The organism is Thauera sp. (assembly GCF_035444905.1).
GTDB lineage: Bacteria > Pseudomonadota > Gammaproteobacteria > Burkholderiales > Rhodocyclaceae > Thauera.
In genome coordinates this window covers 1-16500 of record NZ_DAOMPS010000021.1, presented here as the reverse complement: position 1 = coordinate 16500, position 16500 = coordinate 1, and the positions used below count along the sequence as shown (strand labels likewise).

General features: G+C 67.0%; 14 protein-coding genes. All 14 read left to right on the top strand.

The features are described from left to right. The first annotated feature begins 4 nt into the window (after positions 1 to 4). Positions 5 to 481, top strand: coding sequence for a copper-binding protein (locus tag PLC66_RS11090; protein ID WP_324540324.1), 477 nt, complete (start codon positions 5 to 7; stop codon positions 479 to 481). 22 nt (positions 482 to 503) lie between these two features. Beyond that, positions 504 to 1766 carry a TolC family protein gene (locus PLC66_RS11085; protein ID WP_324540322.1) on the top strand — a complete coding sequence of 421 codons (1263 nt, stop codon included), beginning with the start codon at positions 504 to 506 and terminating at the stop codon, positions 1764 to 1766. Between the two features lie 269 nt (positions 1767 to 2035). Then, positions 2036 to 3355: an efflux RND transporter periplasmic adaptor subunit gene (locus PLC66_RS11080; RefSeq protein WP_503012194.1), complete on the top strand. Its 1320-nt coding sequence runs from the start codon at positions 2036 to 2038 to the stop codon at positions 3353 to 3355. Next, positions 3342 to 6569 carry an efflux RND transporter permease subunit gene (locus PLC66_RS11075; protein ID WP_324540320.1) on the top strand — a complete coding sequence of 1076 codons (3228 nt, stop codon included), beginning with the start codon at positions 3342 to 3344 and terminating at the stop codon, positions 6567 to 6569. Before PLC66_RS11080 ends, PLC66_RS11075 begins: the two co-directional genes overlap by 14 nt. Positions 6570 to 6745: 176 nt before the next feature. Continuing rightward, a complete protein-coding gene (locus PLC66_RS11070) occupies positions 6746 to 7795 on the top strand; it encodes a helix-turn-helix transcriptional regulator (RefSeq protein ID WP_324540318.1) in 1050 nt (349 codons plus the stop codon). Then, positions 7795 to 10569: a CRISPR-associated helicase Cas3' gene (gene cas3 / locus PLC66_RS11065; RefSeq protein ID WP_324540316.1), complete on the top strand. Its 2775-nt coding sequence runs from the start codon at positions 7795 to 7797 to the stop codon at positions 10567 to 10569. Before PLC66_RS11070 ends, cas3 begins: the two co-directional genes overlap by 1 nt. After that, a complete protein-coding gene (casA, locus tag PLC66_RS11060; protein WP_324540314.1) occupies positions 10566 to 12191 on the top strand; it encodes a type I-E CRISPR-associated protein Cse1/CasA in 1626 nt (541 codons plus the stop codon). The genes cas3 and casA overlap by 4 nt, the downstream gene beginning before the upstream one ends. Before the next feature lie 9 nt (positions 12192 to 12200). Then, positions 12201 to 12710 (top strand): type I-E CRISPR-associated protein Cse2/CasB, encoded by a 510-nt coding sequence (casB, locus tag PLC66_RS11055; RefSeq protein ID WP_324540312.1) that lies wholly within the window; start codon positions 12201 to 12203, stop codon positions 12708 to 12710. 54 nt (positions 12711 to 12764) lie between these two features. Further along, entirely contained in the window at positions 12765 to 13829 is a 1065-nt protein-coding gene (cas7e, locus tag PLC66_RS11050) for a type I-E CRISPR-associated protein Cas7/Cse4/CasC (protein ID WP_324540310.1), read from the top strand. 4 nt (positions 13830 to 13833) lie between these two features. Continuing rightward, positions 13834 to 14592 carry a type I-E CRISPR-associated protein Cas5/CasD gene (gene cas5e, locus PLC66_RS11045; protein WP_324540308.1) on the top strand — a complete coding sequence of 253 codons (759 nt, stop codon included), beginning with the start codon at positions 13834 to 13836 and terminating at the stop codon, positions 14590 to 14592. A gap of 2 nt (positions 14593 to 14594) precedes the next feature. After that, entirely contained in the window at positions 14595 to 15308 is a 714-nt protein-coding gene (gene cas6e, locus PLC66_RS11040) for a type I-E CRISPR-associated protein Cas6/Cse3/CasE (protein ID WP_324540306.1), read from the top strand. Positions 15309 to 15351: 43 nt separating this feature from the next. Then, a complete protein-coding gene (locus PLC66_RS11035) occupies positions 15352 to 15675 on the top strand; it encodes a type II toxin-antitoxin system prevent-host-death family antitoxin (RefSeq protein WP_324540304.1) in 324 nt (107 codons plus the stop codon). Next, positions 15605 to 16159, top strand: a complete 555-nt coding sequence (locus PLC66_RS11030) for a PIN domain-containing protein (RefSeq protein WP_503012193.1) — start codon at positions 15605 to 15607, stop codon at positions 16157 to 16159. Before PLC66_RS11035 ends, PLC66_RS11030 begins: the two co-directional genes overlap by 71 nt. A 9-nt stretch (positions 16160 to 16168) precedes the next feature. After that, a partial coding sequence (locus PLC66_RS11025) for a CRISPR-associated endonuclease Cas1 (RefSeq protein ID WP_503012192.1) occupies positions 16169 to 16500 on the top strand: 332 nt, incomplete at its 3' end.

Genomic DNA, 16500 nt, shown 5'->3' with positions numbered 1-16500 from the left:
GACGATGCAGAACAGCCCCAGGATCACCACGACCCACCCCGCCCATCGGGATCGCAATACCGCTTCCGCCATGACCGCCGGCGCTGCCGCGAACGCCGCGGGCCGCCTGCGTGTGGGGGCGCTGACCCTGGCCTGCGCCGGTGCGCTCGCGCTGTGGATCGCCGCCGCGCCAGTGCAGGCCCAGCAGGGGCACGACGGCCATCACGGTCAGGGCGCCCCGGCAGTGCCCGCAGCGGCAGAGGCAGGCGCGGCCCAGTTCGCACCCTCGGAGGGCGAGGTCAAGCGCCTGGACAAGGCGGGCAAGCGGGTGACCATCGCCCATGGCCCGCTCGAGAACCTCGGCATGCCGCCGATGACGATGGCTTTCGAGGTCGAGGACGCCGCCGTCGTCGATGCGCTCAAGGTCGGCGACCGCATCCGCTTCATCGCCGGCAAGGAAGGGCGCCGCTACACCGCGCGCGACGTCGAGGTCGTGCAGTAAGTACGCGGCCCAGGAAGATCCCATGAGCACCCTCACGCGCCTGGCGAGCTTGTTCGTCGGCCTCGCCGCCAGCAGCTTCACGCTTGCGCAACCGGCGGTGCCGGGCGCGGACGTCGACAGCCTGCTCGCGCTCGCCCGCCAGGACAACCCGGCCTTCGCTGCCGAGGGCTTCGAGACCGATGCAGCACGCGAGCGGGTGGGCGCGGCGGGCGCCCTGCCCGATCCCCGTTTCGAACTCGAGCTGATGGACGTCACCAATACCATGAGCGGGGGCTCGACCTCGGTGCTGCCGGGCCAGGTCGGCGAGACCCGCTACCGCATCGTCCAGCCCGTGCCGGGCTGGGGCAAGCGCGCGCTCGAGACCGAGGCCGCCGTGGCCAGCGCCGCGCAGGCCGAGGCCGCGCGCGATGGCGCCTGGCGCACGCTGGAAGCCGCCGTGCGCTCGGCCTGGTTGCGCTATTACCAGGCCGAGCGCGAACTGCAGTTCAGCCGTGAGCAGCAGACCTTGCTGCGCGGCATCGAGGCGGCGGCCCTCGCGCGCTACCGCAGCGGCGAGGGCAGCCAGCAGGATGTGCTGCAGGCCCAGCGCGAGGCGAGCGCGCAGCGCCTGGGCGTGCTCGCCATCGAGCAGCGCCGTCAGGCTGCGGTCGCCCAGCTCAATGCCCTGCTCGGGCGTGCGCCCGACGCGCCGTTGGCCGCGCCGCTGGCGCCGGCGCCGCTGCCCGCCAGGCTCGAGTTCGCCACCCTGGTCGAGCGTGCGCGTTTGGCCCACCCCGAGGTGCGCGCCGAGGCGATCGGCGTGGACGCCGCGCGCATCGAGCGCGAACGCGCGCGCCGCGAGCGCCAGCCCGACTACGCAGTCGGCGTCACCTACAACCGCCCGCGCGACGGCCGCGAGTCCTGGGACCTGATGTTCGAGATGATGATCCCGCTGCAGCAGGGGGTGCGCGACGCGCGCGAGCGCGAGACCGCGGCGCTCGGCCTGGCCGCCGAGGCCCGCCGGCGCGCGGCCGAGACGCGTATCGCCGGCGAGCTGGGGGCGGCGTGGTCATCCTGGCGGGCGGCCAGCGACAGCCTGCAAATGTTGCGCACCACCCTGCTGCCCCAGGCCGAGGCCGGGCGTGACGCGGCGCGCGCGGGCCTGGCCGGCAACCAGGTCGGTATTGGCGAGGTATTGATGGCCGAAGGCCAGGTGCTCGACACCCGGCTGGCCCTGCTGCAGGCGGAGATCGAGGCGCGCATGGCGCTGATCGAGCTGCAGCGACTGTCTGGAGAGCTTGAGTGACCGATCACACGAAGCCCGCTGCAGGACGACCTGCGGCAGATGCAGGCGAGGCGAAGAAAGGCCGTGGCGCGCTGCGCGTCCTTGCCTTGCTGGCGCTGGTGGTGGCAGTGGGGGCTGCGGGCTACTGGGCGGGCAGCCGCGGTGCGGGCCCGGTCCATGGCAGCGCTGCGCCGGCCGGTGCGGAGGCGGGCAGCGGCGCCGCGGCTGCGGCGACGAATGGCGGCGCCCCTGCCACTGGCGAGCGCCAGATCCTTTACTACCGCAACCCGATGGGCCTGCCCGACACCTCCCCGGTGCCCAAGAAGGACTCCATGGGCATGGACTACATCCCGGTCTATGCCGACGAGGCCAACGACGACACGGGTGCGGTGCGGGTGAGCGCCGCGCGCATGCAGACTTTGGGCGTGCGCACGGCAACGGTGGCGCGCGGCACGCTCGACACGGTGCTGCGTGCCAGCGGCAGGGTGGAGATCGACGAGCGCGCGCAGGTGGTGGTGGCGCCGCGCTTCGAGGGCTGGATCGAGCGCCTGCATGTGAGCGCGGTGGGCGACGTCGTACGTCGCGGCCAGCCGCTGCTGACGGCCTGGAGTCCGGCGCTGCAGTCGGCGGGCGAGGAAGTCCGCATCGCCGAGCGCCTGGTGACCGACAGCGCTGCCGACCCCGAGGCCCGCGCCGCCGCCGCGCGCCTGGCCGAGGCCGCACGCGCGCGCCTGGCCAGCCTGCAGGTCGCCGGCCAGGCCGCACCGCGCCAGACCCTGCATGCGCCGGCCGACGGCATCGTGCTCGAGCGCATGGCGATCCAGGGCGCGCGCTTCATGGCGGGCGAGGCGCTGTTCCGCATCGCCGACCTGTCGCGGGTATGGGTGATCGCCGACGTCTTCGAGCGCGACCTCGGCCGCGTGCAGGTGGGCGACCGGGTGGCGGTGAGCGTGGATGCGCTGCCCGGTCAGCGCCTGGAGGGCCGTATCGGCTACGTCTATCCGACCCTGGACGCCGGCACCCGCAGCACCCCGGTGCGCATCGAGCTCGACAACCGCGCGCGCCTGCTGCGCCCGGGCATGTTCGCGACCGTGGACCTGGCGCCCGGCGCCGCGCGCGAGCGCCTGCTGCTGCCGGCCTCGGCATTGATCGAGGACGGCGAGCGCCAGGTGGTGTTGCGCGCCCTTGGCGAAGGCCGCTTCCAGCCGCAGCCGGTGCGCATCGGTGAGCGCGGCCGCGAGCAGGTCGAGGTGCTGGAGGGCGTCGCCGAGGGCGACCGCGTCGTCGTCTCGGCCAACTTCCTGATCGACTCGGAGAGCCAGCTGCGCGCCGCGCTCACCGGCATGGGCGATGCGCCGCCGGACTACCCGAGCCACGACACCCATGGCGTGTTCGAGGAGGTCTTCGAGGGCGGCGTCAGCCTCAGCCACGAGGCCATCCCGGCGCTGGGCTGGCCGGCCATGACGATGGACTTCGGCCTGGCCGACCCGGGGCTGGTCGAGGGCCTGCAGCCGGGCACGCCGATCCGCTTCAGCTTCGAGGATCGCGGCCCGGGCGAGTATGTGGTGACGCACATCGAGCAGGTGGAAGGCCAGCATGCGGGACATTGAGGTGGCAGAGGCGCAGCGCGCGCCAGGGCAGGGCGCGGGCGCCGTTGACGTGGCGCCTGCGGGTGGCTGGCTCGACCGCCTGATCGAGTGGTCGGCACGCAACGTCTTCCTGGTGCTGCTTGGCACCGTGTTCCTGATCGGCGCCGGCCTGTACGCGATCAAGAAGACGCCGCTCGATGCGCTGCCCGACCTGTCGGACGTGCAGGTCATCATCTACACCGACTACCCGGGCCAGGCGCCGCAGGTGGTGGAGGACCAGGTCACCTATCCGCTCACCACCGCGATGCTGGCCGTGCCGCAGGCGCGGGTGGTGCGCGGCTTCTCGATGTTCGGTGCGTCCTATGTGTATGTGATCTTCGAGGACGGCACCGACATCTACTGGGCGCGCTCGCGCGTGCTCGAGTACCTGAGCACCGCCGCCGCCCGCCTGCCCGCCGGCGTGGCGCCGCAGATCGGGCCGGACGCCACCGGCGTCGGCTGGGTGTACCAGTACGCGATCACCGGCAAGGACCTGTCGCTGGCCGAGACGCGCAGCCTGCAGGACTGGTATGTGCGCTACCCGCTCACCCAGGCCCGCGGCGTGGCCGAAGTAGCCAGCCTGGGCGGCTTCGTGCGCGAGTATCAGGTGACCGTCGACCCCTATCGCCTGGCCGGTTTCGGCATCGGCCTGGAGGAGGTGGGACGCGCGATCCGCGAATCCAACCGCGACGTCGGCGGGCGCGTCATCGAACTGGCCGAGCGCGAGTTCATGGTGCGCGGCCGCGGCTACCTGAGGAGCGTGGCCGATATCGAGGACATCGTGCTCAAGGTCGATGGCGGCGGGCGCGGCACGCCGGTGCGCGTGGCCGACATCGGCCGCGTCGAGCTGGTGCCGGCCGAGCGGCGTGGTATCGCCGAGCTCAACGGCGAGGGCGAGGTGGCCTCGGGCATCGTCATGGCACGCTTCGGCGAGAACGCGCTCGAGGTCATCAGGAACGTGCGCGAGCGCCTGGCCGAGATCGCCCCCGGCCTGCCCGCAGGCGCCGAGATCGTGCCCGTGTATGACCGCTCCACGCTGATCGAGCGCGCGATCGACAACCTCAAATGGACGCTGCTCGAAGAGAGCCTGATCGTCGCCGCGGTGTGCATCGTCTTCCTGCTCCATGTGCGCAGCGCCCTGGTGGCGATCGTGACCCTGCCGCTGGGCATCCTGGTCGCCTTCATGGGCATGAAGGCGCTCGGCATCGGCTCGAACATCATGAGCCTGGGCGGCATCGCGATCGCCATCGGCGCGATGGTCGATGCCTCGATCGTGATGATCGAAAACGCGCACAAGCGGCTCGAGACCCTGCGCGCCGACGCCACTGCCGCCGAGCGCGCCGAGGTGCTGATCGGCGCCTGCCGCGAGGTGGGGCCGGCGCTGTTCTTTTCGCTGCTGATCATCACCGTGTCCTTCCTGCCGGTGTTCACGCTCGAAGGCCAGGAGGGGCGGCTGTTCTCGCCGCTGGCATGGACCAAGACCTTCGCCATGGCGGGCGCGGCCTTCCTGTCGGTGACCCTGGTGCCGGTGCTGATGCTGTTCTTCGTGCGCGGGCGCATCGTCCCCGAGCAACGCAACCCGATCAACCGCCTGCTGGTGTGGCTGTACCGCCCGGTGATCGCGCTGGCGATGCGCTTCAAGCTCACCACCGTGCTGCTGGCCCTGCTGGCGATGGCGGTGACGCTGATCCCGGCGCGCCAGATCGGCAGCGAGTTCATGCCCACCCTCGACGAAGGCGCGATCTTCTACATGCCGGCCGGCCTGCCCGGCATGTCGGTGACCGAGGCCGGGCGCCTGCTCGCCACCACCAACCGCATCCTCAAGGGCTTCCCCGAGGTCGAGTCGGTGTATGGCAAGGCCGGCCGTGCCAACACCGCGACCGACCCGGCGCCGCTGGAGATGTTCGAGACCGTCATCAACCTCAAGCCGCGTTCGGAGTGGCGGCCGGGCATGACGGTGGATGCGCTGATCGGCGAGATGGATGCGGCGGTTAAGTTTCCCGGCCTGGCCAACTCATGGACCATGCCGATCAAGGCCCGCATCGACATGCTCAGCACCGGCATCCGCACGCCGGTGGGGGTGAAGGTGTTCGGTCAGGACCTGGAGACCCTCGAGCGGGTGGCGAAGGAGGTCGAGGCCGTGGTGCGTAACGTGCCCGGCACCTCCAGCGCCTATGCCGAGCGCGTCGCCGGGGGCTACTACGTCGACATCGAACCGCGCCGCGACCAGCTCGCGCGTTACGGGCTCACCATCGACACGGTGCAGATGGCGGTGGCGACCGCGCTCGGCGGCGAGACGGTGACGACCACCGTCGAAGGCCTGGAGCGCTACAACGTCAGCGTGCGCTACCCGCGCGCGTTGCGCGAGGACCCGGCGCGCATCGCCGCCCAGGTGCTGGTGCCCACTGCCAGCGGCCCGGTGCCGCTCGGCCAGCTCGCCGAGGTCCGCCTGGCCCGCGGCGCGCCCGCCATCCGCACCGAGAATGCCGCGTTGGTGGCCTATGTGTATGTCGACACCCGCGAGGCCGACCTCGGCCGTTTCGTGCAGCGCGCGCAGCAGGCGGTGGCGGGGGAGGTGAGCTTCCCGCCCGGCTACTACGCTGCCTGGAGCGGGCAGTTCGAGAACATGGAGCGCGCCAAGGAAAAGCTCGCCGTGGTCGGCCCGCTCACGCTGGCGCTGATCTTCGTGCTGCTCTACCTCAACTTCCGCCGCCTGGCCGAGACCTTCATCGTCATGCTGTCGGTGCCCTTCGCGCTTATCGGCGGGGTGTGGCTGATGTGGTGGCTGGGCTACCAGATGAGCGTGGCGGTGGCGGTGGGCTTCATCGCGCTCGCCGGTGTCGCCGCCGAGACCGGCGTGATCATGCTCATCTACCTCGACCACGCCTGGCAGCGCATCCGCGCCGAACGCGCCGCGCAAGGTGAAACGCCCAGCGTCGCCGACCTCTATGGCGCCGTGATGGAAGGCGCCGTCGAGCGCGTGCGCCCCAAGATGATGACCGTGATCACCATCATCCTCGGCCTGCTGCCGGTCATGCTCGGCACCGGCACCGGCAGCGAGGTCATGAGCCGTATCGCCGCCCCGATGGTCGGCGGCATGGTGTCATCCACCGTGCTGACCCTGGCGGTGATTCCAGTGCTGTACGCGCTGGTGAAGCAGTGGGAGCTGCGGCGGGAGCGGGGTACGACTGCCTGACTCGCGGCTCGCGCCGCCCCAGCAGAATCCCCGCCGCGCTTGGCTCCATGGTGGGAGCGGCGCCAGCCGCGAGCTTTTCATGCCAAAGGCCTCGACGGCTCCTGTCGAGTGCATGCGTCATGGTTAGCCGATAGACTCCATCGGAATATGCCTTGTCATGCTTCGTGGAGTCGCCCGTGAGTCCCGCCGATCGCCTTGTAAGGATTCGAAGTCTCTTCTCCCGTTCGAAGATCGTTTCGCGCCTCACGTTGCTCGATGAACTGGGCGTCTCGCCCGCGACGCTGAAGCGTGACCTCGCGTTCCTGCGCGACAGCATGAATACCCCGATCGTCTGGGATCGGGACGCGGCGGGCTACCGTATCGACCCGTCGCAAACGACCGGGGCGCAGATCGAACTTCCCGGTATGTGGTTCTCCGACAAGGAGATTCACGCGCTGCTCACCATGCAGCACCTCCTCGCAAACCTAGACCCTGGCGGCTTGCTCGCGCCGCATGTCGAACCCCTGATCCAACGGCTCAACAAGCTGCTTGGCGCCGCCGACAACCCAGCAGACGAGATCCGCCGCCGCGTGCTCATCGTCGGGATCGGCAAGCGCGTGATGAAACTCACCCATTTCGAAAACATCGGCGCTGCCTTGCTCGGCCGCAAGCGCCTGCGCATCCGCTACTACGCCCGTGGCAGGGACGAGGAGAGCGAGCGCGAAATCTCGCCGCAGCGGCTGGTTCACTACCGCGAGAACTGGTACCTGGACGCCTGGTGCCATCTGCGCGGCGGCCTGCGCAACTTTGCAGTGGATAGCGTGCGTCGTGTCGAACTGCTGGAGCGCAGTGCAAAGGATGTGCCCAACAAGACGCTCGACAGCGTCCTCGGCCCGGGCTACGGCATCTTCGCAGGCGGCGCGGTGCAGACCGCAAGGCTGCGCTTCTCGCCAGAGCGTGCGCGTTGGGTCGCCAGTGAGCATTGGCACCCGGACCAGCGCGGCGCATTCGAGCCCGACGGCAGCTACATACTCGAGGTTCCATTCTCGGACCACCGGGAGCTGATGATGGATGTGCTCAAGCACGGGCGGCATTGCGAGGTGCTGGGGCCGGAGGGCCTGCAGCAGCGGGTGGCGGAAGAGGTCGTCTGCATGGCGAGGCGTTTTTCGGAGCTTGCGGTGCAGGCTCATCCTGTGAGCCTTGGTCCGTCGAGAATGCGTGAAGGAATCGGTCAGGACGAGAATTGATGTCAGCTCCTCATTTCGGCTATTGGGGCAAAGCGCAGCCATCGGGAACGGACAGTGACGGGTATCACCTTCTGCCCTATCACTGTCTCGATGTGGCTGCCGTGGGCGTCACCTTTCTCAAGCGCTCGCCCGCGTTGCGCGCCTTCTTCGCCAGAGCGCTCGGCTTGGGTGCCGATCAACCGCTTTACTCGTGGTTCGCATTCATCCTCGCCACGCACGACCTTGGCAAGTTCGCTGAGTCGTTTCAGGGGCAGCGCGCTGATCTGGTGAAGGCTCTACGGGCGCGCGAGGTCGACCCCGGCAAGCCGTATAGCGTCCGCCATGACACCCTGGGCTGGCTGGTCTGGGATCAGCACCTCAATGGCCGCGCGGTCGATCAATGTTGGTTTGGGCCCGACAGCGAAGATGTGCTTGAGGGTATCGGTTGGTGGGTGCGGGCCTGCACAGGGCACCATGGGTTACCCCCTGACTCTCGGGGGCACTGGCGACACCATTTTTGCCCGGAGGACACCTTATCGATCGAGGGCTTTCTGGAGGAGCTTCGCGCTCTCTTCCCGCTGGACGGAATCAAGAACGCGCATGGAGCACTCGGGAATGAGGGGTTTGAAGAGCGGAGTCGCGATCTTGCGTGGTGGTGCGCAGGAGTCACCGTGCTTGCAGACTGGATTGGTTCGAACACTTTGTTCTTCCCCTACCGTGCGGAGGCGATTCCACTCCGGGAATACTGGCAGGAAGCGCAAGAGCACGCAGAAACGGCACTGGAAGCGGTCGGCGTGTTGCCGGTGCAATGTCGCGAACGCAGCTTCGCCGAACTGTTCGCCGAGATCGCTAAGCCTTCCCCCCTGCAGGCGTGGGCGATCGACACGCCCCTCGCATCCGTACCGCAGATCCATCTGCTGGAGGATGTCACCGGTGCCGGCAAAACCGAAGCGGCCGCCATGCTCGCTCACAGGCTGATGACTAGCGGCTGCGCTGACGGCTTCTTCATCGCCCTGCCGACCATGGCCACGGCGAACGCGATGTACGGGCGTATCGCGGAGGTCTATCGCAAGCTGTTCGAAGGCAATCCCAGCCTCGTGCTGGCACACGGACAGCGTGCTCTGGTCGAGGCCTTCGCCGATTCCGTCCTGCCAGTCGGGCAGGAGGAAGACGACACGGCACAGCAAGACGACACTGCCACGGCACGCTGCAATGCGTGGCTCGCCGATCACGCCAAGCGTGCGCTGCTTGCCCCGGCTGGCGTCGGCACCATCGATCAGGTCTTGCTCGCCACCCTTTACAGCAAACACCAGTCCCTGCGTCTGCTGGGTTTGTTCCGCAAGGTGCTGATCGTCGACGAGGTGCACGCCTGCGATGCCTACATGCAGCGTGTGCTCGAAACCGTACTGACTTTCCACGCGCTGGCCGGTGGCAGCGTGATGCTCCTGTCGGCAACCCTGCCCGAACACATGAAGCATGGCTTGTTCGATGCCTTTGCACGCGGGCGCGCCGCCGACGTTTTGCCCCGCGCCTCTTCGCCAGACTTTCCGCTGGTAACGTCCTGGCATGAGGGGCAAACGAATGCCGTACTCGAGCCCATCGTTGCGCGCGAGGCGGTGTGCCGGGATGTGGCCATTCGCTACGTCGCCGACGAGCACGAAGTGCTGAGTGCCATCCGCCAGGCGCTCGCCCAAGGCAAATGCGTGTGTTGGATGCGCAACACGGTCTCCGACGTCCTCGCCGCCCACGCGCACTTCGCGGACGAACTCGACGCGGATCACCTCATTGTGTTCCACGCCCGCTTCGCCCTTCAGGACCGCCTCGCCACTGAGGAGCGCATTCTCACGCACTTCGGAAAATCGAGTATCTCCGCTCAGCGCGCCGGCCGGCTGGTGATCGCTTCGCAAGTCGCCGAACAATCGCTGGATGCGGATTGGGACATGGTGATCTCCGATCTCGCCCCCATAGACCGCCTGATCCAACGCGCCGGCCGACTGCAACGCCACCCGCGAGACAGGGATGGCGCACGGCTCACCGACCCACAGGCTGCCGACCAGCGCGGCCAACCCTGCCTGTGGGTGCTCGGCCCGGCCTGGAGCGAATCCCCCGCCGCAAACTGGTACAAGCAGGCCTTCCCCAGGGCTGCTGCCGTCTATCCCCACCACGGTCGCCTGTGGTTGACCGCCAGAGCGCTTCAGCAAGCCCGCATCGCCATGCCTCGGGATGCCCGCGCTCTCATCGAAGGCGTGTTTGGCGAAGACGTCGAGCTGCCTGCCGGCCTGCAGGCCAACGCCAACCAGGCCGACGGCGCCTACTTCAGCGACCTCAGCGTCGCGCAGCAGAACACCATCAAGCGCGCTGACGGATACATACGCGGCGGCATCGACTGGTGGAGCGAAGCCAAGACACCCACCCGCCTCGGCGAGGCGAGCATGACCGTCTTGCTGGCCCGCTGGGATGGCGACCGGCTGCGGCCCTGGGCTGAGCATGAGAACCTGTGCCACGCCTGGGCCTACAGCAGCGTGAAAGTCGCCGAACGGCTGATTGCGCAGCGCGTGCCGGAAGCAGATGGCGCCAAGGAACAATTGATAAAGGACGCAGAAGCGCTGCTGCCAGACAAGGGGAAATGGTCGGTCGTGCTGGCGCTGCAGGAAACCGCCGAAGGCTGGACGGGCACAACCTTGTCGATGGAACAGGAAAACAAGCCTTCGAGGCCACTGCGCTGGCGCTATGACCATGTCCGTGGGCTGGAGCAGATAAAAGACGCCGAACGTTTCGAACAGGAGCAGGAATGAACCTCATCGAAGTCCATTGGATGCCCGTGCGCCGCGCGGACGGCTCACGTGACTGGATTGCACCGACGCAGCTTTCGGATCCCGACATCGTTGCATTCGATGCCGACCGCGCGGATTTCAATGGTGCGCTGATGCAGTTCGCCATCGGTCTGCTGCAGACGACGGCGCCAATAGAGAGCCGAACTGATTGGAGGCAGTTCCTCACTTCCCCGCCTGATGCACAGGCTTTGCGCAACTGGTTCGCCCCCGTTGCCGAAGCGTTCGAACTGGATGGTGACGGCCCGCGCTTCATGCAGGACGCGACTTTGGCTGCGGAGGCATCGGCACTCAACCCGGTTTCAGCACTGTTGATCGAATCGCCGGGCGAGAACGCGCTGCGCAACAACAGCGACCATTTCGTCAAGCGAGGGCGGCTCGATGGCATATGCCCGGACTGCGCCGCCGCAGCGCTCTTCACGCTGCAGACCAATGCACCTGCCGGTGGCGTTGGCTACCGCACTGGGTTACGTGGCGGCGGGCCGCTGACGACCCTGTTGCTGCACCAGTCCCCTACCAGTCTGTGGCCGGACATGTGGCTCAACGTGATTGAACGCCCTCAGCATCTCGAACGTTGCGGTGATGCAAACCGCAAAGGCGCTCAGTTCCGCTTTCCTTGGCTGACCGATGTCGCGAGCCTTCAACCGGGCGGCGAACTCGCCCCGGCGCAGGTGCACCCGGACCACACCTTCTGGGCGACACCGCGCCGGATTCGCCTCGACCTCGACAACGTCGCGCACGGCGCTTGTGATATGTGCGGACGTGAGTCCGACACGCTGATACGCCAGTTCACCGCCAAGAACTACGGACTCAATTACAAGGGTGCCTGGGATCACCCGCTTTCTCCCTACTACGAGGTCAAGGGCGAGTGGCTACCGCTGCACCCGCAGCCGGGTGGCATGGGATACCGGCACTGGCTGGCGTGGGTGCTGGGCCAGGCGGACGCCAAGAACAAGCAACGGCCGGCCCGCATCGTCACCCACGCTCTGGAGTGGCGCCGCCGCCAACTGGGCGGCGCGTTGCGCCTGTGGGCCTTTGGCTACGACATGGACAACATGAAGGCGCGTTGCTGGTACGAATCCAGTCTGCCCCTGTACGGATTGGGCGAATGCGCTAGCAAGGAAGCGTTGAAGTCCGTGTCAGCCACCGTGGAAACGTGGCTCGCGGGCGCGCAGCAGTCGGTGTTCTACCTGCGCAGTGCGGTCAAGGCCGCGTGGTTCGGCGGCGATGCGCGCGGTGACTTCAGCGCCATCGACGCCGAATTCTGGCAGCGAACGGAAACGGCGTTCTACACACAACTCCGGCAGTGCATCGAGACAGTCCGGCAGGACGAAAGTGCCGACCCCGATACGCTGGAAAGGCGGCAAGCCTGGCACCACGCCCTGCGCAGCGCCGCCCTGGACTTGTTCGACACCACCTTCGTCGGCGCTGGCCCCATCGAGCGACAGAAGCCACGGCGCGTGGCCGAAGCCCAGCGGCAACTGGTGAACAGCCTGAACGGCAAGAAAATGCGCGAAGTGCTGCGCCTGCCTGCCGCCGACAAACCCGCAGCCAGCCGCGGCAAACCCGCGACGGCAGACGTCTGAGGAGATCCCATGTCCGACCGATTCTCACGCGACAACGCCTACGGCACGATTCTGCTCAACTGGTGGCAGAAGCTCGAAGACGACCGCGCCAGCCGCGCAATCCTGCGCCGCGCACCCACTGTCACCGCCGTCGCCCTGAGTGCGCCCTATCAGCGCCTGTACCGTCGCTTTCAGGCAGCCGGATGGAACGCGGACAGCGTCTCCGCGCGCGACGACCGCCTCGCCGCCATTGTCGGCCTGCTCGCGCATGTCACCCAGGATCAACCGGGATCACCCGCCAAGGCAATGAGCTACAAGGCGCCCGGCGAGGATAGGCCGCTGGTCAGCGAGTTGCGCTTTACGCGTCTGCTGGAGTCGCCCGATGTCGACAGCCTGTTCGCGGGTTTGCGGCGCGTGCTGCCAATCATGGAGCACCGCGTGGACGTGATTGCACTGGCCGACGACATCCTGTTCTGGGGTGACGACCGCAAGAAGCGATGGGCCTACGCCTATGACTGGCCCGCCCGCAGCGCCGACTGACTCCCCAGATTCGGTCACGACTCCCTCACCATTTCCGCTCAAGGAGAACACCCCATGTCCCGTTTTGTTCAACTGCACGTGCTGACCAGCTACCCGCCCTCCAACCTCAATCGCGACGACACCGGCCGCCCCAAGACGGCCCTGATGGGCGATGCGCTGCGACTGCGTATCTCGTCGCAGAGCCAGAAGCGCGCGTGGCGGACGTCGGACATCTTCGAGACCGCGTTGGCCGGCCATGTCGGCACCCGCACCAAGGATATGGGCAAGCGCGTGCACGATGTGCTGATCGCGGCGGGCGTGTCCGATAAGAACGCCCGTGAGTGGGCGCGCCAGATCGTCGGCAAGTTCGGCAAGCTGAAGTCCGAAAAAAAGGCAGAAAAGGACGAGGACCTGCAGATCGAGCAGCTCGCGCACTTCAGCCCCGAAGAAGTCGAGGCCGTCGAGCAACTCGCGCAGACTTGCGCGACCCGTAACGCCGGGCCGACCGAGGAAGAACTCAAGCTGCTGCGCACCCCCCGCAAGGCGGCGGACATCGCCATGTTCGGTCGCATGCTCGCAGACAGCCCGGCCTTCAACATGGAGGCGGCCATCCAGGTCGCACACGCCATCACCGTGCACAAGAGCGCGGTCGAGGACGACTACTTCAGCGCGGTCGACGATCTCAACAATGGTCTCACCGACAAGGGTGCTGCACACATTGGCGAGCGCAGCTACGGCGCCGGTCTGTTCTATCTCTACATCTGCATCGACCGCGCCTTGCTCGTGGACAACCTCGGCGGCGACAAGACGCTGGCGGACAAAGCGCTCCAGGCCTTCGTCCATGCCGTCACCAAGGTCAGCCCCACCGGCATGCAGAACAGCCACGCGTCGCGCGCCTACGCCAGCTACGTGCTCGCCGAGAAGGGCGATCAGCAACCGCGCTCGCTCGCCCAGGCCTTTCTCAAGCCGGTCAAACCCTTCGAGGGCGAGGACATGCTGGAGAAGGCGGTGAAAGCCATCGAGGCGCGTCGCGCCAACTTCGACAAGGTGTACGGTGCCTGCGCGGATGCACGCTACGCGATCAACGCGGAAACCGGCGAGGGTAGTCTGGATGAGCTGATCCGCTTCACCCAGGAGTGAAGCCATGTCACTACTCGTCTTTCAACTCCAGGCGCCGCTATCGGCGTGGGGTGATACCGCGGTTGGAGAATACCGGCCGAGCCACGATTATCCGGGCATCTCCGCTCTGGTCGGGTTGCTGGGCGCGGCGCTCGGCCTGCGGCGAGAGGATGATGCCGCCCACGCCAGGCTGCGGGATGCCTACGGCTACGCGGTAGGGGTGCAATCTTCCGGCAAGCTGCTGCGCGACTATCACACCGCCCAGGTGCCCAGTCAGGCCAGCCTGAAGAAGCGCCCGCATGCCTCGCGGCGCGACGAACTGGCCTTTCCCCGGCACGACCTCAACACCATCCTGTCCATCCGTGACTATCGGCAGGATGCCGGTTTTCTGATCGCCATTCAGGCAAGCGAGGGCAGCCCCTATCCGCTGGAAATGCTCGCCGATGCACTGCGCACGCCACGCTTCGTCCTATACCTCGGGCGCAAGGCATGCCCACCCGGCGCCCCGCTGCATCCGCAGATCATCGAGGCGGACAGCGCGGACCAGGCTTTCGACACCTACCTGGAGCGCTTGATTGAAGCAATCACCAGGCTCAACGGCGTAGCGCGCAGTAAATCGCTTGAACTGCCGCCTCCGATCGAGCGCATCGCATGGGGACAAGGCATTGCCGTCGGCCTTGCGCCCGACCTTACCGTGACTCGCAAGGATCGCCCGCTTCGTCGCAAGGGGTGGCAGTTCGGCGATCGCAGCGAGCATGTGGCGCTGATCCGCAAGGAGGCCTGAACGTGTATTTCAGCTTGATCACCCCTCGCCCCGGCTTCGAGCGCAGGGCCGCGCACGAGCGGTTGAGCGGCGCCTATGGCGAACACCAATGGTTGTGGCGCTTCTTCCCCTCGCCAGCGGGAACGGATCGGGACTTTCTGTTCCGTCGGTGCGATGCCGATGGCCTGCCCCGCTTCTACGTCGTGTCGCAGCGCGAACCCCAGCCTGACTCAGACGCGTGGCAGATTCAGTGCCGCGAGTATCGGCCGCAGGTGCCAAACGGCGCGCGGCTGAGTTTCGAATTGCGCGCCAACCCGGTGGTTTCGCGCATGGGCGACAAGGGCGCAGTGCGTCACGATGTTGTCATGGATGCGAAGAAACGCTTGCTTGCGGCTCGCGACCTGCCCAACTGGAAAGCATGGAAGCCGGACCGGACCACGGCCGATGGCCAGCCAGACCCGCCTCCACCGCTTTACGACCTGGCTCATGCCGCATGCACCGACTGGCTCACTAGCCGTGCCGAACAGTACGGATTCGAACTCGAAAAATCGACAGTCTCAGTGGCGGCCTACGAGCAACATGGCGGCAAGTTTGGTCAGTTGCGTTTCAGCACGGTCGACCTGTCGGGCGAGCTGGTCGTGACCGACGCGGAGCGGTTCGCAAGCGCGCTTGCAAACGGCATCGGGCGCGCCAAGGCGTTTGGTTGTGGCTTGTTGCTCGTTCGTCCTGTGATGTGATTTGTTCTATCATTTGATAGCACAAATCAACCCGAGCACCGCCATGGAAACCTTTACCGTACGAGACCTTCGCGAGCGCACCGGTGAGCTGATCCGGGGCGCGGAGGCCGGCAAGCTGTCGGTCGTCACCAAGCACGGCACGCCGGTCTTCGTTGCCGTGCCCTTCGACGACGCCTTGCTGAGAGAGGGTGTGGGTGTCGCGCTGGCCATTCACCTGTTTGACGAGGAGCGTATCTCGTTGAGTCGAGCGGCGCGTATGGCGGGGCGCTCGGTGAGCGAGATGATTGATTTGCTTGGTGCCTACGGTATTCCGGTCATCCGAACCACTGCGGCCGAACTGGAGCGGGAGCTTGCCGATTTCGAGTGAACGCGCGTCGATCGTAGTCGCCGACGCTGGACCACTTATTGCGCTTGGGCGCTTGTGCTTGCTGGATTTGCTGCCTCGCCTTTTTGCAGATGTGCAGGTCACGGCCACGGTGCTGGACGAGTGTCTTGCACAACCGGAGCGCCCGGATGCGCAGCGGATCGCGGCTTCCCTCGCCGCTGGCCACATCCGTTGCTGTCCAGATGCCGAAGGTCTCGACGCTGGGTTGCTCGATCCAGGAGAAGCCAGTGCGATCGCACGCGCGCGTGAGATCGGTGCTGGCCTTCTCGTGGATGATCGCGCGGCAGTAGCCCATGCGCGTGCAATCGGGTTGAAGGTCCTCGGGACGCTCGGCATCTTGGTCCTCGCGAAGCGCCGTGGGCTTCTGAAGGAGATCCGCCCATTGGTCCACCAGATGCGTGACGGCGGGCATTACCTGAGCGAAGCGGCAATTCGAGCTGCGCTCGATGCCGCCGGGGAGGTCTGAGACATTTCCATGCTACCGCCGCTCAAGCCCATTCCGATCAAGGAACGCATGTCGATCGTCTTCGTCGAGAAAGGCGAGATCGATGTTGTCGATGGTGCCTTCGTAGTGGTGGATCAGCAGGGGTTTCGGGTGAGGCCGGTGCTCACCCATATCCCGGTCGGCGGTGTGGCCTGCATCATGCTCGAACCGGGGACGCGCGTTTCGCACATGGCAGCGGCGCTCGCAGCGCGCGTGGGTACCTTGCTGGTATGGGTGGGCGAGGCGGGTGTTCGCCTGTATTCGGCCGGTCAGCCGGGCGGGGCTCGCGCCGACCGATTGCTCTATCAGGCTCGCCTGGCACT